The sequence below is a fragment of the Arthrobacter sp. NPDC056886 genome (assembly GCF_042788715.1).
Classification (GTDB): Bacteria; Actinomycetota; Actinomycetes; order Actinomycetales; family Micrococcaceae; genus Arthrobacter.
The window spans coordinates 134,780-158,260 of the sequence record NZ_JBHUBT010000009.1 but is presented as its reverse complement, the minus strand read 5'-3'; the positions used below and the strand labels follow the sequence as shown (position 1 = coordinate 158,260).

17 protein-coding genes are annotated in these 23,481 nt (G+C 69.2%); 8 read left to right on the top strand and 9 right to left on the bottom strand.

Going from position 1 to position 23,481, the window contains the following annotated elements; translation table 11 throughout:
* Both ACFRJ8_RS16540 and ACFRJ8_RS16535 read right to left on the bottom strand, forming a co-directional pair.
* On the bottom strand, positions 1-1,056 hold the full coding sequence (locus ACFRJ8_RS16540; protein ID WP_377987236.1) for an iron ABC transporter substrate-binding protein: 1,056 nt from the start codon (positions 1,054-1,056) through the stop codon (positions 1-3).
* A 174-nt stretch (positions 1,057-1,230) separates the two neighbouring features.
* The gene (locus ACFRJ8_RS16535; RefSeq protein WP_377987235.1) at positions 1,231-2,427 is read right to left on the bottom strand and encodes a glycoside hydrolase family 76 protein; all 1,197 of its coding nucleotides are present in this window, start codon (positions 2,425-2,427) and stop codon (positions 1,231-1,233) included.
* Positions 2,428-2,620: 193 nt separating this feature from the next.
* On the opposite strand from ACFRJ8_RS16535, the gene ACFRJ8_RS16530 reads away from it, so the two are divergent.
* On the top strand, positions 2,621-3,466 hold the full coding sequence (locus ACFRJ8_RS16530) for an SDR family NAD(P)-dependent oxidoreductase (protein WP_377987234.1): 846 nt from the start codon (positions 2,621-2,623) through the stop codon (positions 3,464-3,466).
* Between the two features lie 80 nt (positions 3,467-3,546).
* Positions 3,547-4,758 (top strand): acyl-CoA dehydrogenase family protein, encoded by a 1,212-nt coding sequence (locus ACFRJ8_RS16525; RefSeq protein WP_377987342.1) that lies wholly within the window; start codon positions 3,547-3,549, stop codon positions 4,756-4,758.
* Positions 4,759-4,782: 24 nt separating this feature from the next.
* Here ACFRJ8_RS16525 and ACFRJ8_RS16520 read toward each other — a convergent pair whose 3' ends face one another.
* Both ACFRJ8_RS16520 and ACFRJ8_RS16515 read right to left on the bottom strand, forming a co-directional pair.
* Entirely contained in the window at positions 4,783-5,643 is an 861-nt protein-coding gene (locus ACFRJ8_RS16520) for a DUF1684 domain-containing protein (protein WP_377987233.1), read from the bottom strand.
* Positions 5,644-5,673: 30 nt separating this feature from the next.
* Complete coding sequence (locus ACFRJ8_RS16515; protein ID WP_377987232.1) at positions 5,674-6,297, bottom strand: TetR/AcrR family transcriptional regulator; 624 nt, start codon at positions 6,295-6,297, stop codon at positions 5,674-5,676.
* Between the two features lie 236 nt (positions 6,298-6,533).
* Between ACFRJ8_RS16515 and ACFRJ8_RS16510 the strand changes: the two genes are divergently transcribed.
* From ACFRJ8_RS16510 to ACFRJ8_RS16500, 3 genes are all read left to right on the top strand, one after another.
* A complete protein-coding gene (locus ACFRJ8_RS16510; RefSeq protein WP_377987231.1) occupies positions 6,534-7,214 on the top strand; it encodes an NADPH-dependent F420 reductase in 681 nt (226 codons plus the stop codon).
* 230 nt (positions 7,215-7,444) lie between these two features.
* A complete protein-coding gene (gene ppc / locus ACFRJ8_RS16505) occupies positions 7,445-10,258 on the top strand; it encodes a phosphoenolpyruvate carboxylase (protein WP_377987230.1) in 2,814 nt (937 codons plus the stop codon).
* A 122-nt stretch (positions 10,259-10,380) separates the two neighbouring features.
* Positions 10,381-10,686: a hypothetical protein gene (locus tag ACFRJ8_RS16500; RefSeq protein ID WP_377987229.1), complete on the top strand. Its 306-nt coding sequence runs from the start codon at positions 10,381-10,383 to the stop codon at positions 10,684-10,686.
* Between the two features lie 12 nt (positions 10,687-10,698).
* Here ACFRJ8_RS16500 and ACFRJ8_RS16495 read toward each other — a convergent pair whose 3' ends face one another.
* Positions 10,699-11,334: a DedA family protein gene (locus tag ACFRJ8_RS16495; RefSeq protein ID WP_377987228.1), complete on the bottom strand. Its 636-nt coding sequence runs from the start codon at positions 11,332-11,334 to the stop codon at positions 10,699-10,701.
* A 27-nt stretch (positions 11,335-11,361) separates the two neighbouring features.
* On the bottom strand, positions 11,362-12,354 hold the full coding sequence (locus ACFRJ8_RS16490; RefSeq protein ID WP_377987341.1) for an RluA family pseudouridine synthase: 993 nt from the start codon (positions 12,352-12,354) through the stop codon (positions 11,362-11,364).
* A 270-nt stretch (positions 12,355-12,624) separates the two neighbouring features.
* Here ACFRJ8_RS16490 and ACFRJ8_RS16485 point away from each other — a divergent pair, with 270 nt between their 5' ends.
* Complete coding sequence (locus tag ACFRJ8_RS16485; RefSeq protein ID WP_377987227.1) at positions 12,625-13,335, top strand: helix-turn-helix domain-containing protein; 711 nt, start codon at positions 12,625-12,627, stop codon at positions 13,333-13,335.
* On the top strand, positions 13,328-14,020 hold the full coding sequence (locus tag ACFRJ8_RS16480; RefSeq protein WP_377987226.1) for an SRPBCC domain-containing protein: 693 nt from the start codon (positions 13,328-13,330) through the stop codon (positions 14,018-14,020). The genes ACFRJ8_RS16485 and ACFRJ8_RS16480 overlap by 8 nt, the downstream gene beginning before the upstream one ends.
* Positions 14,021-15,041: 1,021 nt before the next feature.
* Here ACFRJ8_RS16480 and ACFRJ8_RS16475 read toward each other — a convergent pair.
* Complete coding sequence (locus tag ACFRJ8_RS16475; RefSeq protein ID WP_377987225.1) at positions 15,042-16,616, bottom strand: PLP-dependent aminotransferase family protein; 1,575 nt, start codon at positions 16,614-16,616, stop codon at positions 15,042-15,044.
* A 61-nt stretch (positions 16,617-16,677) separates the two neighbouring features.
* On the opposite strand from ACFRJ8_RS16475, the gene ACFRJ8_RS16470 reads away from it, so the two are divergent.
* Positions 16,678-17,340 carry a YitT family protein gene (locus ACFRJ8_RS16470; protein WP_377987224.1) on the top strand — a complete coding sequence of 221 codons (663 nt, stop codon included), beginning with the start codon at positions 16,678-16,680 and terminating at the stop codon, positions 17,338-17,340.
* Positions 17,341-17,355: 15 nt separating this feature from the next.
* Here ACFRJ8_RS16470 and ACFRJ8_RS16465 read toward each other — a convergent pair whose 3' ends face one another.
* Together ACFRJ8_RS16465 and ACFRJ8_RS16460 are read right to left on the bottom strand one after the other, a co-directional pair.
* Entirely contained in the window at positions 17,356-18,234 is an 879-nt protein-coding gene (locus ACFRJ8_RS16465) for an Fpg/Nei family DNA glycosylase (protein ID WP_377987223.1), read from the bottom strand.
* Positions 18,227-23,428, bottom strand: coding sequence for a DEAD/DEAH box helicase (locus ACFRJ8_RS16460; RefSeq protein WP_377987222.1), 5,202 nt, complete (start codon positions 23,426-23,428; stop codon positions 18,227-18,229). Before ACFRJ8_RS16460 ends, ACFRJ8_RS16465 begins: the two co-directional genes overlap by 8 nt.
* Between the last annotated feature and the right edge of the window lie 53 nt (positions 23,429-23,481).

Here is a 23,481-nt window from a genome sequence, read left to right as displayed (position 1 = left end):
CTACAGCAGCCCTGCCTGGGTCATCAGCTCGGTGACCTTGGCGGAATTGAGCTTGGCGGGATCCACTGTGGGTGCCTGCAACTCCTTGAGCGGAACCAGCTTGTCGTTGGACGGGACGTCCGAGGCGACGGCGTACTCGAAGGAGGTGCCCTTCTGCAGTACTTCCTGGCCCTTCTTGCCGGTGATGAACTTCAGGAAGGACTGCGCCGCCGCTGCGTTCTTCGAGGACTTCAGCACGCCGCCGCCGGAGATGGAGACGAAGGCGCCCGGGTCTTGGTTCTTGAAGTAGTACGGCGTGACGTTCTTGGAGTTCTCGCCGGTCTTGGCCTGGTCGCCGTAGTAGTAGTAGTGGTAGATCAAGGCGGCGTCCACTTCGCCGGCGTTGACGGCCTTCATGGCCGTGCTGTTGCCCTTGTACGCCTTGGAGTTCTCTTTCATGCCCTTGAGCCATGCCTGCGTGGCGGCTTCGCCCTTGAGTTCCAGCAGGGCCGAGACGATCGCCTGGAAGTCGGCGCCGGACGGCGAGGCTGCCCACTTGCCCTTCCACTCGGGGTTGGCCAGGTCCAGCATGGACTTGGGCAGCTTGTCGGCGCTGATCTTGTTCTTGTCATAGACCAGGACGGTGGAGCGGGCTGCGATGCCGGTCCACTTGTTGGTGGAGGGACGGAACTCAGCGGGGACCTGGTCCACGGTGGCCTTGTCCACGTCCGCGAAGAGCCCGGCGTTTTCCACCTGGGCCATGGCGGGCGAGTTCTCGGTCAGGAAGACGTCCGCCGGTGAGGCCTGGCCTTCCTGGATGATCTGGTTGGACATTTCGGTGTCGTCGCCCTGGCGCAGGGTGACCTTGATGCCGGTTTCGGCCGTGAAGGCGTCCACCCACTCTTTGGTCAGGGACTCGTGCTGGGCGTTATAGACCGTGATCTCGCCGGCGGCCGAGCCGCCAGCCGCTGCACTGCTGCCAGCCGGGGCAGCGGAACCGGAGCCGCAGGCGGCCAGGCCCAGGGCGGCAGTGGCTGCCAGGGCGATGCCCGCCAGTGCGTTGTTGCGGATCTTCATGGGGCTACTTTCTGCAAGGAATTCGTCGTCGGTGCCCGGACCCCCGTGAGCGGGGAAGTTAGGGCATGCTCACTACGAAAGACTGTAGGTTAGCCAAACCTAAGCGACCAACCTGAAGTCGCATTAAGTGATGAGGATCACATGAATTACGAAACTGTTGCGTGACGTAATTGGTCAGGCTCGCGGTGCGGGCGCCGCAGCAATCGACGCGGCCGCCTCCAGCACCATCCAGGCCTGGAGCTGTGTGGACAGCTCGACGGCGGCACCCTCTGGATAGCTGCGGCGTGCCGGCAGTTCGGTGCGGTCGGAAAAGACCAGGTGGCTGCCGGGGCGGGCGAGCCGGTCCTGCGCCGGGAGGATCCGTCGGCCTTCCCAGAGGGCCTCGGCTGTTTCGTTCACGAGTGCCACCGCCGTGGCCCGGGTTTCGGCGGGCAGCCGTTCGTCGACGGCGGCAAGGGCCAGGTAGCGGACCAGGATCCCGGTGAAGAGTCCGCCGTCGCCGGTTCCCTCGCAGCGCAGCACCGCGGCGTTGCGCCCCAGCAGCGGGGCCGGGTGGGTGAGGTTGCGTGCCACGGCGTCCACCAGGGCGGCCGCTCGCTCGAGGTTCGCTTCGCCCCCCAGTTCCAGCAGGGCGCCGAGGACGGGCCCCTGGTTATAGGTGTAGATGGTCTCTTCCAGCACCACGTCCCCCGTCCCGGAAATCCGCAGGCCGTCCCGGTAGAGCCCCTGTCCGGGCTCGTAGAGCTTGGCGTCGAGCCAGTCGAGCAGAGCCTGCGCCTTGTCCCGGTTGCCCGTCCGCGCGTAGTACAGGGCCACCGGTGCGGTGGCGGGCGTGTTCTTGAAATCGCGCTTCGTGCTCCAGAAAGTGCCGCCGCCCAGGTCGTCCGTGGACGCGGAGTCGAACTGCAGGGTCAGGCTTTGCAGGACCTTGGCGTTGCGTCCCCGGCCGGTGCGTTTGCGGGTGTCCTCGGCGAGCTTGTCCAGCCGGAGCGTGGCCAGCGCCAGCCAGGCCATGTCGTCATAGTAGTTGTTGACCACCGTGAGGAAATTCCGCAGCCGGATGCCCGTGACGAGCCGGGAGGCGAGGCGGCCGGCGCTGGGCCGGTTCTCGCCGTCGAATTTGGCCCCCGGACGCCCGGGCGAGCCCAGTTCCCGGCGTCCGGCATCGACGAGGCAGTCCAGGTAGTGCGCCTGCCACCAGTAGTGCCAGGGCCGGGACAAATTCTTCAGCCGGCCGGACGGCCGCAAGATCGCGGCGATGTGGGTGCCCGGCAGGAAGAAGAGCCGCTGCCCGAAAAGCCTGGTCACCGAGCGGGCGGCCTCGTCCGCGCGGAAGGACCAGTTGGGGGCGGAGGTGTCGGGTCGGGTCATGAGCCAAGCCTAATCGCGGGAGCCCATCCGGACCGCGATCGTCACCGCGCCGTCGGCAGGCGCGCCCAAAGGTGCGCAGCGGCCGCATTCCAGTTAACATTCACTAACTAATGTTCCCCGCGGACCGGTGCTTCAGGCGCCGCCCGCGTTGCGGCTTCGCGGCCGGGGTTCGGTTCCACATCAAGGAGGATGCATGGACATCAAGGGTACTGTCGCGCTGATCACGGGCGGGGCCTCGGGTCTTGGAGCGGCCACGGCCAGGCGCCTGTTCGACGCCGGCGCGTCGGTGGTGCTCGTGGACCTGCCGGGTTCCGCAGGGGACGCCTTTGCCGCCGAGCTGACCGCCTCCGCCTCCGCCTCCGGTGATCCAGGTGCCGCCGGCGCCGCTGGTTCCGCTGCCGCCGCTGGCGGCCGCACGGCCGTCTTTGTCCCCGCAGACGTCACGGACGAGGCGCAGGTGCAGGCCGCTGTGGATGCCGCCGCTGCCCTGGGCCCGCTGCGCATCGTGGTCAACTGCGCCGGGATCGCGACCCCCGGCAAGGTCCTGGGCCGCGACGGCGTGCTGCCGCTGGAGGCCTTCAACCGCGTCATCCAGATCAACCTCGTGGGCACCTTCAACGTGGTCCGCCTCGCCGCGGCCGCCATGGCAGCCACCGAGCCCGCCGCCACCGAACTCGGTGGCCCGGAACGCGGCGTCATCATCAACACCGCCTCCGTTGCCGCGTTCGACGGCCAGATCGGCCAGCCCGCTTACGCCGCCTCCAAGGGTGCTGTCGCCGCCATGACGTTGCCGATCGCCCGCGAACTCGCGCGCTCGCTGATCCGGGTGGTCACCATTGCGCCGGGCATCTTCGAGACCCCTATGATGGCCGGGCTGCCGCAGGAGGCGCAGGACTCCCTGGGTCAACAGGTGCCGCACCCCTCGCGGCTGGGCCGACCCGCCGAATACGCGAACCTCGCCGCGCACATTGTGGAGAACGCCATGCTCAACGGCGAGACGATCCGCCTCGACGGCGCCATCCGGATGGGCCCGAAATGACTGGGTCTGGAATGACAGGCTCCGAAATGACAGGTTCCGAAATGACCGGGGCAGGGCTGGCAGCCATGGCCGCGCCGGCTATGGCTGCGCCATCCTCGGCCGCACCCTCTGTGGCAGGGCTTCCCACGGCGGACTTCTTCGACTACGAATCTCTGCTCAATGCGGCGGAGCGGGCCAAGCTGGCGCAGCTGCGGGAGTTCCTGGCCGCCGAGGTCGCACCCTTCGCCACGGACTGGTGGAACAAGGCCGAATTCCCGGCCCACATCCTGCCCAAGCTGGCCGCCTTGGAGCTGAGCGCCCCCGCCCAGCGCGGCTACAGCAACCTGTTCGCCGGAATCATCATCGCCGAGATGACCCGGGTGGACACCTCGCTCGCCACCTTCTTCCTGGTGCACCACGATCTCTTCGTGGAGTCGCTCTACGGCTTCGGCTCCGAGGAGCAGAAGGCGCGCTTGCTCGAGGACGCGGCGAACCTGCGCACCACCGGCGCCTTTGCCCTCACCGAACCGGACCACGGCTCGGACGTTGCCGGCGGCATGGAAACCCGGGCCCGGCGGGTCTTTGGCGGCGCTGCCGACGGCGGCGACGCCTGGGTGCTCAACGGTGCCAAGCGCTGGATCGGCAACGGGACGTTTTGCGACTACATGCTGGTCTGGGCCCGGGACGAGGCCGACGGCGGCATCCGCGGCTTTATCGTCGACGCCACCTTGCCGGGGGTGAGCCGGAGCCGGATCGAGAACAAGATTGCCCTGCGCACGGTGCAGAACGCGGACATCGTCTTCACCGACGTCCGCGTGGCCGAAACGGACCGTTTCGCCGGCATCAGCAGTTTCGAGGACACCAACGAGCTCCTGCGCGGTTCCCGGATCATGGTGGCCTGGCAGGGCGTGGGGCAACAGCTCGCCGCGTTCGACGTCGCGCGCCAGTACGCCGTCGAACGCCAGCAGTTCGGCCGCCCGCTGGCGAAGTTCCAGCTGGTCCAGCAGCAGCTGGTGACCATGCTCGGCAACGCCGTGGCCAGCATGGGCATGATGGTCCGGATCGCGCAGCTGCAGGACCAGGGCGCGGCGGACATGCCGCAGGTGGCGCTGGCAAAGTCGTATGTCAGCGCCCGGATGCGCGAAACCGTGGCGATGGGCCGGTCCCTGCTGGGCGGCAACGGGATCGTCACCGACTACCGGATGGCCAAGATCTTCTCTGACGCCGAGGCGATCTACACCTACGAGGGCTCGTTCGAGATCAACACGCTGATCACGGGGCGGGCCGTCACCGGGGTGTCCGCGATCGTCTAGAAGAGGCTGTCTAGAAGCGGCCGTCTAGAAAACCCCGGGCTCCTTCTCGCCGGCCGCGATCTGGTAGTCCAGGCTGTTGTTCTTCACCGGCATGGGGCAGGTGCCGTACGGGGTGAAGGCGCTGGGGTAGTTAATGGCCCGGTTGAAGTCCAGGACCACCGTTCCGTCCGGCCGGGGTTTTGCGGTGGAGACCTTCCGCCATTCGTCGGTCGATTCCCCATTGGTCTCGTCGTGGAACGTCACCGTCAAGGCGCCGAGTTTCTCCTCCTCGGCCTGCAGGTGGAATTCGTGCTCCGTCCTGGGTAACCGGAAGACGAGTTCGCCCACCGAGCGGTGGACCCCGTCCACCAGCGGGTTGGCGGTGGCGATCGGCACGTCCACGGGCTCGGGATAGGGCGCGAACCGGGCCTCGACCACCAGGTCGGGGCGGAAGTCAAAGGTGGGCACGCCGTCGAACTCCGTGAAGGCTGGGGACTGGGAGTCGCGCGTGCGGATGGCGTACTTGTCCGCCCGCATCGCGAGCTCCACCACCACCTGGCGGCCGTCGTCGCCGCCGTACTGGACCCACATGAGGGATTCCTCGTCCGAGAGCACGGCGCTGATGGTACCGTCCACGGGTTCGCCGGTTTCCACAAGGGTCAGGCCGTCGGACGCGGCGGCGGTCAGGAACGCCGTTGTGCCGTCGGTGGACCAGAGTCCGGGGGCGAGCTCGACGGCGGCCGGCCGGTCCTCGAGCCACTGGAACGAGGTCAGTGTCAGCCAGCCGTGGTCGCTGGCGAGGGCCGCGTTTCGGCTGTTCCGGAAGCGCTGCCAGCGGGCCAGCTGCGGGTCGGCCGCGAGCTCAGTGGTGGGCTTCGGACCTGTCCCGGGTTCAGGAGCGGTCATGGGTACCTCCAAGGGGTGTCAACCAACTAGCTAGCAGCAGGGGGTGGGTGGAATTCTGAGGCTGGCGGCCACCAGCTGGGCCGCGGTGGTCCGGGCGGCGGTGGCCGCGTCCGGGGCGCCGTCGAGCACCCCGCTGGCCAGGCCGCCGTCGAGCAGCAGCGTCAGGCTGCGGGCGAGCTGGTCCGGGTCCCGGGCGCCGGCGCGGGCGGCCAGGTCCCGGATCCAGGCGCGGATCTGCTGTTTGTGGGCCACGGTCCGGTCGTGGACCCGGGTGCCGGCGGCCGACTCGGCGGCGGCGTTGATGAAGGCGCAGCCGCGGTAGCCGTCGCGCCGGCAGGCGGTTGTCAGGGCATCGAACAGGCCCACGAGCTGCGCGGCCGGGTCTTGGCCGGCGGCCTCGGCGGCGGCGTGGAGCTGCCCGGTCCAGATGCCGTCGACCTTTTCCAGATAGGCCAAGATGAGGTCGTCCTTGGCCGGAAAGTACTTGTAGAACGTGGCTTTCGCGACGCCGGACTCGGCGATGATGGTGTCGATGCCGGCGGCCCGGAGGCCGTGGGCGTAGAACAGCCGGAAGGCCGTGGCCAGGATTTTCTCCCTGGCATGCCCTGCTGGAGTGCGGGCAGCCGGCGGGGCAGTGGCTGCTGGCAGCGTCATGACACCATCGTACACAGACAAGTCTGTCTATGCCCGGGGACGGCTTCAGGGCGGTCCCCGGCAGGCTGCCGCCTGCTGCGCCAGTTGCGCCGCCCCGCTGGGCTGCGGCCTGCGCCGGCCGGATGCCCGGAGCCTTGTTGCGGACAGGCAGGTCTGCTAGCGTCGTGTTCAGGGGTAGACGGACCTGTCTACCTACGGATTGGGGTGAGCTCCTGGTGAGCGGAATCGAGGACGCCATGAAGATTGCAGTACTGGGAACCGGCACGGTGGGGCGCACGGTTGCCGGCGCACTCGCGGGCCTGGGGCACGACGTCGTGATCGGTACCCGCGACCCGCAGGCGACGCTCGACCGGACCGAGCCGGACAGGATGGGCACCGCGCCGTTCGCCCAGTGGCAAGCCGCGCATACCGGCATCAACCTTGCCGCCTTTGCCGACGCCGCGGCCGGCGCCGAACTGATCGTCAACGCCACGCAGGGCGGCGGGTCCCTGGCGGCTCTCGCCGCCGCAGGCACCGGGAACCTCGCCGGCAAAGTCATCATGGACATCTCCAACCCGCTGGACTTCTCGCAGGGCATGCCGCCGTCGCTGAACCCGGTGAACACGGACAGTCTCGCAGAGCAGATCCAGCGGGCCTTCCCCCATGCCCGGGTGGTCAAAACCCTCAACACCATGACGGCGTCGGTGATGGTGGATCCGGCCCGCGTGGCCAGCGGCGACCACTCGGTGTTCGTCTCCGGGGACGACGCCGACGCCAAGGCTGCCGTCACGGAACTCCTCAAGGGCTTCGGCCACCGCGACGTGATCGACCTCGGGGACATCACGAGTGCCCGCGGCGCGGAAATGCTCCTGCCGATCTGGCTGCGGCTCTGGGGCGCGCTGGGCACCGGCGAGTTTAATTTCAAGATCGCGCGTTGACCCCAACTAGCTAGCAGCGGGTGCCGTTGTGAGCGCCCAAAACGGCCCACAACTGCGAGTCAGTTGGGACCACGAGGCCGTGGCGGGGGCGTGAAGTGCTGCGCGACACTATCTGAGACGGAATTCCAGCCGGGAGTGCCTGCGGGTAACATCCCATGGGAAGAAGTAATCGGGCTCACAGTATCCAGCGCAGTGTACGAGCCAAGTCGAACCCTCGAAAGATAGTTTCCATGGCTGACACTGCAATGCATTCCGACACCGATCTTGCCGCCGAGCTCCGGGCTGATGTCCGCCGGGTCTCCACCCTCCTCGGCGAATCCCTGGTCCGCCAGCACGGGCCCGAGCTCCTGGACCTCGTCGAGCAGGTGCGCCTGCTGACCAAGGAATCCAAGGAGGCGGCCCGCGGCGGGGCCGACGCCACCGGGCCGTGGAGCTCGTACGACGTCGTCGCCCAGGTCCGCGAACTGCTTGGCTCCCTGCCGCTGGACCAGGCCACCGACCTGGTCCGCGCCTTCGCGTTCTACTTCCACCTAGCGAACGCCGCCGAGCAGGTCCACCGGGTCCGCGGGCTGCGCACCCGGCAGGAAAAGGACGGCTGGCTCGCCAAGGCCGTCGAGGAGATCGCGGACCAGGCCGGCAACTCCGTGCTGCAGGAAGTCGTCAGCGAACTCGACGTCCGGCCCATCTTCACCGCACACCCCACCGAGGCCTCCCGCCGCTCCGTGCTGGACAAGATCCGCCGGCTCTCGGACATCCTGTCCGAATCCACGGCGGAGGGCACGTCCGCCCGCCGCCGCCAGGACCGCCACCTGTCCGAGGTGATCGACCAGATGTGGCAGACGGACGAGCTCCGCCAGGTCCGGCCCACCCCCGTGGACGAGGCCCGGAATGCCATTTACTACCTCACCGGTATCCTCAGCGACGCCATGCCGGAGATGCTCTCGGACCTCTCCGAGTTGCTGGCCGAGCACGGCGTCACGCTGCCGCCGCAGAAGGCCCCGATCCGCTTCGGCTCCTGGATCGGCGGGGACCGGGACGGAAACCCCAACGTCACCGCCGCCGTCACCCGCGAAATCCTCCAGATCCAGAACCAGCACGCCGTGCGGATCAGCATCGGCCTGATCGACGGACTCATCTCCATCCTGTCCAACTCGACCGCATTGGCCGGGGCGGACCAGGAGCTCCTGGACTCGATCGACGTCGACCTGGGGAACCTGCCGGGCCTGGACCGCCGCGTCCTTGAGCTGAATGCGCAGGAGCCGTACCGGCTCAAACTCACCTGCATCAAGGCCAAGCTGATCAACACCGGCCGGCGGGTAGCGGCCGGGTCCGCGCACGAGCCCGGCCGTGACTACACCGCCACCGCGGAGCTTCTCGCCGAGCTTGGCCTGCTGGAACGCTCGCTGCGGAACCACCACGCCGGCCTCGCGGCTGACGGCGCCCTGTCCCGGGTCCGCCGCGCCATCGCCTCGTTCGGTCTGCACTTGGCCACCTTGGACATCCGTGAGCACGCCGACCACCACCATGACGCCGTCGGGCAGCTCATGGACCGCCTTGGCGGCCCCGGTGTCCGGTACGCCGAACTCAGCCGCGCCGAGCGGCTCGAGGTGCTGGGCTCCGAGCTCGCGTCCCGGCGCCCGCTCTCCGGCCACCCGATCAAGCTCGACGGGGTCGCTGACGGCACCTACGACGTCTTCCGGGAGATCCGGCGTGCCCTGCGCACCTACGGTCCCGACGTGATCGAGACCTACATCATCTCGATGACCCGCGGCGCGGACGACGTCTTGGCCGCGGCAGTGCTGGCCCGCGAGGCCGGCCTGGTCAGCATCTTCGGCGAGGCGCCCTATGCCAAGATCGGCTTCGCACCGCTGCTGGAGACCGTCGACGAGCTTCGCGCCTCGGCCGAGATCGTGGACCAGCTGCTCTCCGATGCGTCCTACCGCGAACTGGTCCGCCTCCGCGGCGACGTGCAGGAGATCATGCTCGGCTACTCGGACTCCAACAAGGAATCCGGTGTCATGACCAGCCAGTGGGAGATCTACAAGACCCAGCGCAAGCTCCGGGACGTGGCCGCGAAGCACGGCGTCCGCGTGCGCCTCTTCCATGGCCGCGGCGGCTCGGTGGGCCGCGGCGGCGGGCCGACTTACGATGCGATCATGGCCCAGCCCAACGGCGTGCTCGAGGGCGAGATCAAGTTCACCGAGCAGGGCGAGGTCATCTCGGACAAGTACTCCCTGCCGGAGCTGGCGCGCGAAAACCTCGAGCTCTCCCTCGCCGCGGTGATGCAGGGCTCGGCCCTGCACCGGGCGCCTCGCACCTCGGAGGACCAGCGCGTGCGCTACGGCGACGTCATGGAAACCGTCTCCGACGCCGCGTTTGCGCGCTACCGCACCCTGATTGAGGACCCCGACCTGCCGGCCTACTTCATGGCCTCCACCCCGGTGGAGCAGCTGGGATCCCTGAACATCGGATCCCGTCCGTCCAAGCGGCCCGATTCCGGCGCCGGGCTGGAGGGGCTGCGGGCCATCCCGTGGGTGTTCGGCTGGACGCAGTCACGTCAGATCGTCCCGGGCTGGTTCGGCGTGGGCTCCGGCCTCAAGGCCGCGCGCGAGGCCGGAAACTCGGCCCAGCTCAAGGAGATGATCGAGGGCTGGCACTTCTTCCGTTCGGTGCTCTCCAACGTGGAGATGACCCTGGCGAAGACGGACATGGACATTGCCGGCTACTACGTCTCCACCCTGGTACCGGAGGAGCTGCACCACCTGTTCCGTGCCATTCGGGACGAATATGAGCTCACGGTCGCGGAAATCCAGAACCTCACGGGCGAGCACGTGATCCTGGATGCCCAGCCCACCCTGAAGCGCTCCCTGGAGATCCGGGACCAGTACCTCGACCCCATCAGCTACCTGCAGGTGGAACTGCTGCGCCGCGTTAGGGCGGAGGCCGCCGCGGGCATGTCCGGTGCCGAGATCGACGAGCGCCTCCAGCGGGCCATGCTGATCACGGTCAACGGAGTCGCCGCCGGGCTACGCAACACCGGGTAGCCCGCACCCTTCCGGCGCTCCCTCAGGTCCGGTCCCTCAGGTCCGGCGCTCAGGGCGTGAGGGAGCGTCCCCGACAATCCGGCCGTTCCCTCAGCGGCTGAGGGGGCGGCTAGGGTTGTTCCATGCCGTCGTTCCAGACCAGACTGAAGATCACCGGGCTCAAGCCGGGCACCGCTCCGGAAGCGGTCATGGCCGCGGCCATCGAGGCGCTCGGGACGCGGCACCACGTCGAATCGCACCAGCTTGAGCTCGCCGGCGGTGTGCCTCAGCTGAACCTGCGCTTCCTGGTCGATGCCACCGCGTACAGCGCCGAAAACCGCCAGGCGCTGGATTCGGCAGCCATGATGCGCGACGCCGTCGAACGCGTTGCGCTCACCGGAACGCTGACCGTGCTGCGCCGCAACCGCGGCCGCTGGGCACCTGTCTGAAAAGTCGGGCGTCTAAAAGTCCAGTTCCTCGTCCGGGTCGGCCGCGGCGGATTCGACGGGGGAGGGGCTGCCCCGGCGCCGCGTCACGATCACGCCCACGACGGCGCCGATCGCCAGCCCGACGCCGACACCGATCAGGGAGCTCGCCCAGAACGGGAGCCCGGTGGCGGAGCCCGTGAAATAGCCCAGCGCCACGGACCAGCTTGCCCAGAGCAGGCCGCCGATGGCCGCGCAGAGGCTGAACCCGCGGGTCGAGACGTTGGCAATGCCCGCCGCGGCCGTCGTCGCCAGCCGCCCGCCGGGGATGAAGCGGATGCCGATGATCGCTCCGTACGTGGAGGAGCGGCCTGCCTTCGCTATCGCCGCGTGCACGGCCGCGTGGAACCGCAGGCCCCATTTCCAGCGGTCGAGCACGTGGCTCAGCCGGCGCTTGAAGAGCTGGAAGACGAGAAGGTCACCGAGCCATGAGGATAGCGTGGCCAAAAGGATCACGAGGAACGCATTGATGTGGCCCTCTGCGGAGAGCGCGCCGCCGGTGATGACGACCATTTCAGAGGGCAGAGGCGGGAAAATCGCATCGCCGATCACGAGGGGGAAGATCCAGAAATAGATCGCGGCGCCCCAGCTGTCCGCATTTCCGAAGTCCATGGGCACAAGGTACCGCACTTCCAGCCGCTAGCGTGCCTCGCTGAGTTCCAAGCTGCTGCGGTACTCTACCGGGGTCCCCGAGATGGGGTCGACGAAGCGGATCCCGCGGGCCAGGAGCTGCAGCGGCTGGGTGTAGTCGTCCGGGGCCTTGTCCAGTAGCTCCGGGTAGAACGCATCGTTGACGATCCCCAGACCCAGTGAGGCCATGTGCACGCGGAGCTGGTGCGTCTTCCCCGAATGCGGCTCCAGCCGGTACAGTGCGCGGCGTTGCGGGCCGCCGTCGAGCCCGCAGTGGAGTGCGCTGTGCGGTCCGCCGTCGGGTGCGCTGGCGGGTGCGCTGGCCGCGTCAAACGTGTGCAGCCGCTCGATCCGGGTTTCCGCGTTGGGTTCGCCGTCCACCACCTCGGCCAGCAGGTAGCTGCGGGACTTGGTCATCCGGTTCCGCACCACCACCGGGAAGTCCACCGCGGGATGTCCCGGCGCCGGCTCCGCGGCCGATACGCACTCGTATTCCTTCTGGACCTGGCGCTTTTCAAAGAGCACCTGGTACTTGCCGCGGGTCTCGGGGTTCGTGGAGAGCAACAGGATGCCGGCCGTCATGCGGTCGAGGCGGTGCATCGGGATCAGGTCCGGGAGGCCGAGCTGGTTCCGGAGCCGGACCAGGGCCGATTCCTGGATGTACGTCCCGCCGGGGGTGGTGGGAAGAAAGTGCGGCTTGTCCACCACCAGCAGGTGATCGTCCTGGTGCAAGATGTTCAGCTCCACCGGGATCCGGGTCTCCGGCGGCAGGCTTCGGTAGTACCAGATGAATGTGTGGTCCTGCATCGGCGTGCTCCGGTCCAGGGCAATCCCGGCCTCGCCGACGATCTCGCCGGCGTCGAACCGGTCCTCGATTCCCTGGGGATCGATGTGCCCCCAGCGGTGCATCATGTAGTCCAGTGCGGTCTCCCAGGGCCCCTCGTCCGGCAGGCGCAGGCGCGTTGCGTTGACGCCGTCGCGCACGGGGAGGGGGGATGGCATCACCGGACCATTCTACGTGCCCGGCCTCCGCCCCCGCCCGGCCCCTGCGCTCAGGGCCGAGCCACCCTGCCTCGGCCGCCACTGCGCAGCCCGGCCAAACCTCCCGCACGCCCGCCCCTGAGCTCCAGTTCGCCGGACACGTGCCAGTTCGCCGGAAAGTTCCGGCGACCTCGGAAGCTTGCGGCGAACTCGCGAGGCCGCACGGGTCGATCCAAGCCGACGAGAAAAAAGTTCTTGACAAATAAAATTGTCGGCGGGCAGACTGGAAGCATGTTGGACATCGAAGTGATCGAGGATCCGGCCGCGGCGGAGGCTTCGCTGGACCCAATCCGGACGCGGATCCTGCGCGAGCTAGTCGAGCCCGGATCTGCGACGCAGCTCGCCGCGAAGGTGGGCCTGCCCCGGCAGAAGGTGAACTACCACCTCAAGGCCCTTGAGAGGCATGGGCTGGTCGGGCTCGTCGAGGAGCGGCGGCGCGGCAACGTTACCGAACGCATCCTGCAGGCGACGGCGGCGTCGTACCTGATTTCGCCGGCGGCCCTGGCCTCCGTGGCGCCGGACCCGCACCGGTTCTCGGACCGCTTTTCCGCGTTCTGGCTGCTGGCGCTCGCCGCCCGCATGGTCCAGGAGATGGGCCAGCTGATCGCCGGGGCGGCGGCGGCAAGGCAGAAACTCGCCACCTTTGCCATCGACGGCGAGATCACCTTCCGGTCGGCGGCGGACCGGGCGGCCTTCGCCGAGGAACTCGGCGTCGCCGTGACCCGACTCGTGGACAAGTACCACGACGGCGGACGCGACGTCCCGCCAGGTGCGTCGGCAGCTGCCCCGCCGATGGGGCGCAAACACCGGCTGCTCATCGCGCTCCACCCGGCGCTGAAGGCCTCGTCGCCCAAAGCGGGCGCACGCAGAACCGCACGCACCCCGCAAACTACGGCCCTAGCGGCTGAGAATCCACAAGCTAAGGAGCAGGACAATGACTGACAAGCGGAAATTCGAAATCGTCTACGACACCGAACTGCCCGGCACGCCCGAGCGGGTGTGGGAGGCCGTCACCAAGAACACCCCGGCGTGGATGTTCCCCACGGACCAATGGCCGGCGGTCCGGACCGTGGACGAGTACCCGTCCCATCTGGTGTCCCGAATGGACGGCCCAGACGGCTGGTTCAACCAGCTGGAGCACGTCCTGGAACCGCTCGACGGCGGCCGCGCCCGGCTCCACTATGTGCACAGCGGCATCTTCGCGGACAACTGGGATGAGCAGTACGACGGCGCGAGCAAGCACACGGCGTTCTATCTGCACACCCTGGGCCAGTACCTGAAGTACTTTGACGGCAAGCCCGTGATCTTCACGGACATCCAGGCACCCGCAGCGTCGCAGACCCTGGACGGCTTCGACCGGCTCAAGAGGGCCCTTGGCGTCGCAAGCTCGGCTCAGGGGGAGACGGTGGAGCTGGAGCTCGACGGCGTCGGCCCGCTCACCGGCGAAGTCGACTTCTCGAACGAGTTCTTCCTCGGCCTGCGGACCGCGGACACGATGTACCGCTTCTTCGGGCGCAACGCCTTCGGCGCACCGGTGGGCATGACCGTGCACGACTTCAGCGGCAGTGGGGATGCGACGGCGACGGCGCAGGCCTGGGCCGGGTTCCTAGCGAAGATCTACGCCTAGGCCAGCGACACGCATCCTGTCTGGCGACTCGCAGATGCCCTGCCGATACCCGGATTCGGGCGTCGCAGGGGCACACGCCCAGCGCAGGAATGTACCTGCCTCGCCAGGGCACACGCGCAGCGCAGGCCCGGATCGGTTCCTAGCGAAGGTCGATGCCTCAGCCCGCGACGCGCATCCTACCTGGTGACTCGCAAGTGCCCTGTCGATACCCGGATTCGGGCGTCGACAGGGCATTTGCGCAGCGTACAGAAGAATGGGCGTCGCACGGGCACACGCGCAGCGTAGGGAAGAATGGGCGTCGGTAAGGCATATGCGCAGCGCAGGCCCGGGCGAGTTCTTGGCGAAGGTCTACGCCCAGGCCCGCGACGCGCATCCTGCCTGGTGACGCACGTATGCCCTACCGATACCCGGATTCGGGCATCGGTAGGGCATATGCGCAGCGTAGGAATGAACCTGCGTCACCAAGGCACACGCGCAGCGAAGGTCTGGGCTGGGTCCCTAGCGAAGGTCTACGCCTAGGTCCGCGACGCGCATCCTGCCTGGTGACGCGCATATGCCCTGCCGATACCCGGATTCGGGCGTCGACAGGGCATTTGCGCAGCGCAGGAATGAACCAGTGTCGCTAGGGCACACGCGCAGCGCAGGCCCGGGCCTGTTCCTAGCGAAGGTCGATGCCTAGGCCTGCGACGCGCATCCAGCCTGACGACCCGCAGATGCCCTGTCGATACCGGGATTCGGGCGTCGAAAGGGCATATGCGCAGCGTAGGAATGAACCTGCGTCACCAGGGCACACGCGCAAAGAAGGTCTGGGGCCGGGTCCCTGGCGACGGTCGCCGCCTAGGCCCGCGACGCGCATCCTGCCCGGTGACGCACGTATGCCCTCCCGATACCCGGATTCGGGCGTCGACAGGGCATTTGCGCAGCGCAAGGAAGAATGGGCATCGCAGCGGCACGCGGGCAGCGCAGGAAACGCAGCGCAGCAAGGAACGGACGTCGGCAGGACGGGCCTGCGGGCTTCGGCTCACGCGATGGCCGCGGCCGGCGGGGCTGACAGGTTGCGTCGAAGCTGCGGCGCGGCCTCCAGCCGGTCCTGGGCCGAACGCAATGCCAACACGGCCGTCTCCAGTTGCTCCGGCGGCAGGGTGAACGGCACCCGCAGGTACTGCTCGAATGCGCCGCCGACGCCGAACCGGGGCCCCGCGGCGAGCCGGATTCCGAAGTCGGGGGCCACCACTGCCAGAGCCGTGCTGATCGGCATCGGAAGGCGGCACCAGATGGACAGTCCGCCGTCGGGCCATTCCGGATCCCAGCCCGAAAGATGCGCTCGGATCAATTCCAGCAGCGTGTTCCGGTTCTCGCGCAGCTCGGCGAGCCGGGCAGGGAGCGGCTCCGTCATGGCGTTGACCAGATGTGCCGCCGCGAGCTGTTCCACCACGGGCCCGCCCAGGTCCAGGGTGGTGCGGGCGGCGGCGAAGCGCTGGATGAGCGGCTCGCTGGCGCGGATCCAGCCGGTACGCAGCCCCGCCCAGTGCGACTTGCTGAGGGAGCCGAGGGAGACCACGGCCGGGCTAAATGCGGCCATGGGGGTTGATACGGCGCCGTCGAGGTTCAACTCCCGCAGCGTCTCGTCCGCCACGAGCACCGTGCCCGACGCCGCGGCCGCCTTCACGAGGCGGCGCCGCTGGGAATCGGGCATCAGCCGGCCGGTGGGGTTGTGGAAGTCCGGCACCACGTAGGCCATCGCGGGGCGCTGCTGCAGCAGCGCCGATTCCATGGCCTCGAGGTCCCAGTCGGCCGGAATAGTGCCGCGGGAAACAGTGCCGACAGGACTTGCTCCGGTGTGGCCAAGGCCGTTTCGACCTGCGCCGTTAGGGCCCGTGCCATGGGGACCCGCGGCGGGCATGGCCACCGGGATCGGACGGCAGCCCGCAGCCCGGATCGCATCGAGGGCATTCGGGTAGCTGGGATGTTCCACAAGCACCTTGGTGCCGGAACGGGCGGCCAACGTGCGGAGCACAATGTTCAGCGCATGCTGGGCGCCCGAGGTGACCAGGATCTGTGCGGCAGTTGTCGGCACCCCGGCCGCGGTGTACCGGGCCGCAATGGCTTCGCGGAGCGGGCCTACTCCCAGAGCGTCGTAGCCGAACCCCGGCAGCAGCGCCGGCAGCTCGGTCAACGCGGTGGCAAAGGCCCGGTGCACCACTTCGCCGCTGGCGGGCAGCGAGGCATAGGCCAGGTCCAGGATCCCGTCCGGCACGGCCAGGCCGGGCGCGCCGCTCAGCCGCAGGGCGGCCTCATGACCACCGGCGTGCGCGGGCCCCTGGCCGGGGATGCAGCTCCGGCTCCGGCTGCCCTGGCCGCCGCTGAGGAAGCCCTGCTCGCGCAGCAGGGCGTACGCCGCGGTCACCGTGGTGCGGCTGATGCCGAGGGTCGCCGCCAGTGAGCGCTCGCTCGGCAGGGCGACGTCGAGCCCGACGCGGCCGTCAAGGATAAGCAGGCGGACGACGTCGGCCAGCTCGCGGTAGGCGGGGGCGGCACCGACATTCCACTCGCCCAGCAGGCGGGCCAGCGACCCCGGAGTCAAAGAGACAGGCATAGAGCCAGTATTTCAAACTGGCTATGGATTGCAAGGCCAGTTTTCGAAGAGGATGGACACCATGTTGACCCGCAGACTCTTCCAGCTCCATATTGGCCTCGCCATGTACGGCGTTTCGCTCGCGATGTTCATCCGGGCCGGACTGGGACTGGATCCCTGGGATGTCTTCCACCAGGGACTCGCGGTCAAGACCGGGCTGAGCATCGGCACGGTGGTGGTGATCGTCAGCTTCCTCGTCCTGCTCCTCTGGATTCCGCTCCGGCAGTGGCCCGGCGTCGGCACGCTGTGCAACGCCGTGCTGGTGGGTGTGTTCGCCGACGTCGGACTGGCCCTCATTCCGGAGTTCTCGCACCTCGGCGGCCAGATCGGAATGCTCGCGGCGGCCATCCTGCTCAACGGCATCGCCTCGGCCTGCTACATCGGCGCCCGACTCGGCCCCGGAGCCCGGGACGGACTCATGACGGGACTCGCCCGGCGCACGGGCTGGTCCGTACGGGCCTCCCGGAGCGGCATTGAAGTGGTGGTTCTCGGCGCCGGCTGGCTGCTGGGCGGTTCGGTGGGTGTGGGCACGGTGCTCTACGCACTGGCGATTGGCCCGCTGGTGCAGCTGTTGCTGCCGCGGTTCACCGTTCCGGAAGTGCGTCCCGTCTCCGTGGCCGCTGACGAAGCTGACATAGCCGGGACTGCCGTCCCGGCAACCGCATCCAGCGCCCGGACTGACTGATCCGCCTGGATCCCGTCAGCTGACGCTCCCTGTCCCGGCGGCTGTCCCGGCGGCCGGCAGGGGCTGGCACGTGGGGCAGTAGTAGATGTCCCGTTCCTCCGTGAAGGTGCCCGTGCCGTTGTCCCGGCCAAGGATTCCGCGGCGGATCGGCGTGCCGCATTTGAGGCACGGCTGGTGCTCGCGCCGGTAGACCCAGTAGCCGGGGCGCCCTGCGGTGCGGCCCACGGGCACGCCGCGCGCGTTCAGCACGGTGGTCCGCCGGCCCGGCCCGAGGTTGGCGGAGAGCAGGACCTGGGCATCGGTGATGATGGCGGCAAGATCCTGCACCGCGGAGACGGGCGACGCCGGATGGACTCCTGCGAGGAAGCAGGCCTCGCACCGGTAGATGTTCCCGATCCCCGCCAGCTTGCTCTGGTCCAGGAGGGCGACGCCGATGGGCATGTCCGGTGCCGCGAGCAGCCGGCGTTCGGCCTCGGCGGCGTCCCAGTCCGGGCCCAGCAGATCCGGGCCGAGGTGCCCCACGATGGAGTCCTCCTGGTCGGTGCGGACCACCTCAAGAATGCCCAGGGAGAAACCGACGGCGTCGGCCGTGGCGGTGCGCAGCACGCAGCGGGCGGTGAAGCCAGGCTTCCGCCAGCGGCCCCCGGACGGGTATACCTGCCAGCTGCCCTCCATTTTCAGGTGCGAGTGGATGGTGAGCCGGTCCTTCGGCGTCGGGCCCTGTACGCGCATCAGCAGGTGCTTGCCGCGGGGCACCACCTCGGTCACGGTCCAGCCGCCGAGCTTGAGGGTGGCGAAACGCGGGACCCGGAAATCGGAGGAGACCAGTTCCTTCCCGGCCAGCACGGCGTGCAGCTGTGCCGCGGCGCGGAATACGGAATCACCCTCAGGCACGGATCCTCAGTCCCTTCGGGGTGGAGTAGGCCCCGGCCTGGGCGAGCGCGGCCGCCACCGGGGTGTCCAGGATGCCGTGGCCGTTGACCTTTTCCATGATCAGCTTGTCCACCGCGCCGCGGGTCACCACGCCCACCAGGGCCGAACCGGCCGCGGCCAGGACCTCGGTGTCGTCGCTGAAGGCGAGCAGGGTCTTGCCGCCGCGCTCCACATACAGCACCAGGGCGCCGTCGACCAGGACCACGAGGGCGCCAGCCTTCCGGCCGGGGCGGTGGCCCGTGCCGGCGTCGACGTTCAGGGCGGGCCACGGGAGCGCGGCGCCGTAGGGGTTGGCGGGGTCTGTCGCGGCGAGGGCCAGGGCCACCGGCTCGGCCTTGTGCAGCTGGGCGTCCTCGACGTAGGACCGCAGCCGGTCCACCGTGGCCGGAACGGCGAACTGCGCCGCGCCGAGGTGTTCGATGAAGTAGCCGCGGCGGCAGCGTCCGGCTTCCTCGAGCCGGGCCAGGATCTTGTACATGAGGCCGAAGCCGCCGAGGATGTTTTCCGCCATGACCGAGCCGCGGGTGAGAACGCCGTAGCGGTCCAAGAGCAGTTCGGCGGTGGCACGGGCGTGGATGGTGGGATCAAGTTCGGGGGAGGGCAGCGCGGACCAGCGTCCCGCGGCGAGCGGGGGTGCGGGTGCGGTGCCGGTCACCGAGCCGTACCGGCCGCCGGTGAGTCCCGGCGATCCCAGCAGGCCGGTGCCATGCGCCCGTCCGAGCCGGCTGAGCCGCGGCGCGCGGGCCCGCGGGGCGCGCCCCACCTGCCGGTGCGCGGTGTGGCCGCCGGCGATCAGGGCCCTGACGGGGGCGAACGTGTCGCCGGTAATCCGGCCGGCCCAGGCGAGATCCCAGAGGGCGGTTACCACGTCCTGGTCGCTCAGCACGGAATCCATGCCGCCGGCCACTTCGGTGAGCTGCCGGAAGAAATAGCCGCCGCCGTTGTTCTGCAGGTGTTCGAGGAGCCGCCGCTGCGCATCGCCGGGTTCGAAGTCGATGGCAGGATTCAGGGTCAGCTCGGCAGAATCGGCGAGGTGCAGGCTGACCCAGCCGTCGTTGCCGGGCAACGAGCCGGCACCGGACCAAAGGACTTCGCCCGCGGCCATGAGCTCGTCCAGCATGGCCGGCTGGTAATTGGAGACGCGGCTGGCCAGGACCAGCGGTTCCCACGCGGAGGCCGGAATGGGCACGCCGGAGAGCTGGTCGATGGCCGTGATGATGCCGTCCAGGCCGCGGAGCGCGGACTGCCCGCGCCCGCCGGGGGTCCGCACGTTCTGCCACGCGGGCAGGAACCGGCCATACGCCGCGGCGTCCACGGGCTCGACTTCGGCCCGGAGCGCCGCGAGCGAGCGGCGGCGCAGCTTGCGGAGGACCTCGGCGTCGCACCATTCGCTCACGCTGGCCGCAGGCAGAAGAACAGGCAGAACAACAGGCAGAACGGCGGCGGGGGCCTCCTCGTCGGCGGGTCCCGCATCACCGGATGCCTCGCCGCCGGATCCCTCAACGCCGGCGGCCGTGGCGTCCGAGGCAACTGCCGGCGGCGTTGCGTGCGGGCGGAACTCGCCTTCCACCACACGGCCGTCCGCGGCGAGCCGCTTCAAGGCCGTGCCGACGACGGCGACGCCGAGTCCCAGCCGCGCCGCCGCCTCCGCGGCGGTGAAGGGCCCGTGTGTGCGGGCGTAGCGCGAGACGAGGTCGCCGAGGGGGTCAGCCACCGGTTCGATGAATGCCAGGGGCACGCCCATGGGCAGCGGTACGCCGAGGGCATCCCGGAGCCGGGCGGCATCCTCCACCGCCGCAAAGCGTTCGACTCCGCCGATGTTGACCTTGATGGCACGGTTGGCGCGCTGCAGGGCCGCGAGGTGGGCGGCGGCGTCGGCCTCCGTCGCCGGGGTTTCGACGGGCAGCACTGCCGGCGTTTCGGCCGGCTCAGCCGTTGGGCTTGCGACAGGCTCGGCCGCCGGGGCGGACCCGGCGGTCTCACCCGCTTGGACTGGGCCCGCCACGGGCTCCAGGCGGGCGGCGACTTCTTCCGGCGCGAGCGGACCCAGGAGGCGCAGGAGGTCCGCCACGCCCTCCAGCCCGCGCACCTGGCGGTCCCGGGCCAGGCGCTGGAGTTCGCGCTCGGTGGCCTCGATGACCTTCGCATCCAGCAGTTCGCGCAGCTCCACCCGGCCCATGAGCTCATTGAGCAGGGTGGAATCAAGGGCCAGGGCGGCGGCACGGCGCTCCGCGAGCGGGGAGTCGCCCTCGTAAAGGAACTGTGCCACGTAGCCGAAGAGCAAAGACTTCGCGAACGGGGAGGGCTGCTGAGTGGTGGTCTGGACGATCCTGAGCTCACGGCGCTCCACCGAGGCGGCGATGTCCTTCAGCGCCGGAAGGTCGTAGACATCCTGCAGGCACTCCCGGACCGTCTCGAGGACAATCGGGAACGTCGGGTACTTCCGGGCAACATCCAGCAGCTGCGCCGAACGCTGCCGCTGCTGCCACAAGGGCTGCCGCTTGCCGGGATTCTGCCGGGGCAGGAGCAAAGCACGGGCGGCGCACTCGCGGAACCGGGAGGCGAACAGGGCGCTGCCACCGACCTCCGCCGTCACAATCTGCTCGATTTCCTCCGGGTCGAACAGGAACAGCTCGGCGCCCGGCGGCTCGTCCTCCATCATGGGCACGCGCAGCACGATGCCGTCGTCGGCGGCCATGGCCGAGCCGTCCATCCCATAGCGCTGCTGCAGGCGCTGGCCCACGGCCAGAGCCCACGGTGCGTGCACAGGCATGCCGAAGGGGCTGTGCAGCACCACGCGCCAGTCGCCGAGCTCGTCGTGGAAGCGTTCCACCACGAGGGTCGTGTCGCTGGGGACCACCTCGGTGGCGAGCCGCTGTTCGGCGAGGTACTGGATCAGGTTGTTCGCGGCATAGTCGTCCAGTCCGCTGGCTTTGCACCGCTCTGTTGCCGGCCCGACGTCGGACGCCGCCAGTTCGCGCATGAACGCGCCGAGGGCGCGGCCCAGATCCACAGGCCGGCCGAGGGAGTCGCCCTTCCAGAAGGGGAGCTTGCCGGGCTGGCCGAACGCCGGCGAGACGAGGACACGGTCGTGGGTGATGTCCTCGATCTTCCAGCTGGTGGCGCCGAGGGCGAAGATGTCGCCCACCCGGGATTCGTAGACCATTTCCTCGTCGAGTTCGCCCACCCGGCGGCCGCCCTTGGCCGCGGCGGCGGCCGGGCTGGCCGCCCTGCCGTCCGCACTGGCACCGCCGGAAGCCCTGCCGCCAGATCCTGAGCCGCCGGTGCCCTCGACCTCGGTGCCGATGATGTAGACGCCGAACAGCCCGCGGTCCGGGATGGTCCCGCCGGAGGTGACGGCGAGTCGCTGCGCGCCGGGACGGCCCTCGATGGTCCCGGCGTTCCGGTCCCAGATGACCCGGGGACGGAGTTCCGCGAATTCGTCCGACGGGTACCGCCCGGCCAGAAGGTCCAGGGTGGCCTCGAATGCGGAGCGGGGGAGCGAGGCGAAGGGCGCGGACCGCCGGACCGTGGTGAACCACTCCTCCACGTCGATGGCGCCCAGGGCGGTGGCGGCGACCGTCTGCTGGGCCAGGATGTCCAGCGGGTTGGCAGGCACGCTGAGCCGCTCGATCTTGCCTTCGAGCATCCGCTCCACGGTGATGGCCGTGTGGACGAGGTCTGCCCGGTGCTTCGGGAACAGGACGCCCTGGGAGATTTCGCCGACCTGGTGGCCGGCGCGGCCCACCCGCTGCAGGCCGCTGGCCACCGAGGGCGGCGATTCGACCTGCACCACTAGGTCCACGGCACCCATGTCGATGCCAAGCTCGAGTGAAGACGTGGCCACCACGCAGCGCAGCCGCCCGGATTTCAGGTCATCTTCGATCAGGGCTCGCTGGTCCTTGGACACCGACCCGTGGTGCGCGCGGGCCAGCACGGGATCGGCGCCGGCGGTGCTGCCGGCCTGGGCCATCATGTGTGCCGGGGTGGCGGTGGACGTGGGCCGTGCGGCGGCACCCCCGGGCGGCACCGTATTTGGCACCGCATTTGGCACTGCGGCCGGTACGGCGTCAAAGTCCGGCGAACGGGCGCCGAAGTCGGTCCAGTCGCCGCCGGCCGCCATGAGCTGGCGTTCGGCGTAGATCTCGTTGAGCCGGGCGGTCAGCCGTTCGGCGAGGCGGCGGGAGTTCGCGAACACGATGGTGGACTGGTTGGCCAGCACCAGGTCCACGATCTTCTCCTCCACATGGGGCCAGATGGACGCCTGCGGCTGGAGCCCGGAGGCCGGACCGGAGTCGAACGCTCCGGCGGCGCCCTGGAGATCGGACATGTCCTCCACCGGGACAGAGACGGTCAGGTCCCAGTTCTTCCGCGACGGAGGGGCCACAATTTCCACCGGTGCCGAGCCGGCGAGGAACTGCGCCACCAGCTCCTTGGGTTCCACGGTGGCCGACAGCCCGATGCGCTGGGCGGGCTTGGGCAGCAGCGCGTCAAGCCGTTCCAGCGATACTGCCACATGCGCGCCGCGCTTGGTGCCGGCGACGGCGTGGACCTCGTCGACAATGATCGTGTCGACCTCGGTGAGGGTCTCGCGCGCCTTGGACGTCAGCATCAGGAAAAGGGATTCCGGGGTGGTGATGAGGATGTCGGGCGGGTGGCTGAGCAGCGAGCGGCGGTCGGACGCCGTCGTGTCCCCGGAGCGGACGCCCACGGTGATGAGCGGGGCGGGCAGGTCCAGGCGTTTGGCGGTCTGCGTGATGCCGATCAGCGGCGCGCGGAGGTTGCGTTCGACGTCGACGCCGAGCGCCTTGAGCGGGGAAATGTACAGCACGCGGGTCTTCCGCTGGGCTGCCTTCCGCGCGGCCGTCCGGCGCCCGCCCTTGGCCGCCGCCTCCAGACCGGGCAGGGCCTCGGGCTCGGCGGGGGCGGAAACGAGCAGCCGGTCCAGCGCCCAGAGGAACGCGGCGAGCGTCTTGCCGGAACCGGTGGGGGCGACGACCAGGGCGTGCGCACCGGAAGAGATCGCATTCCAGGCGCCGTTCTGGGCCGGCGTGGGCGCGGAAAAAGCGCCCAGGAACCAGTCCCGGGTCGGCCGGCTGAACCGGTCCATGGCGTCGGCCTCGAGTGTGCCTCCGGAGAGCTCCTGCCCCTTCATTCCTCCATCATGCCCTACCCCGCCGACAGTATTAGCCGGCCCCGATCACGCCT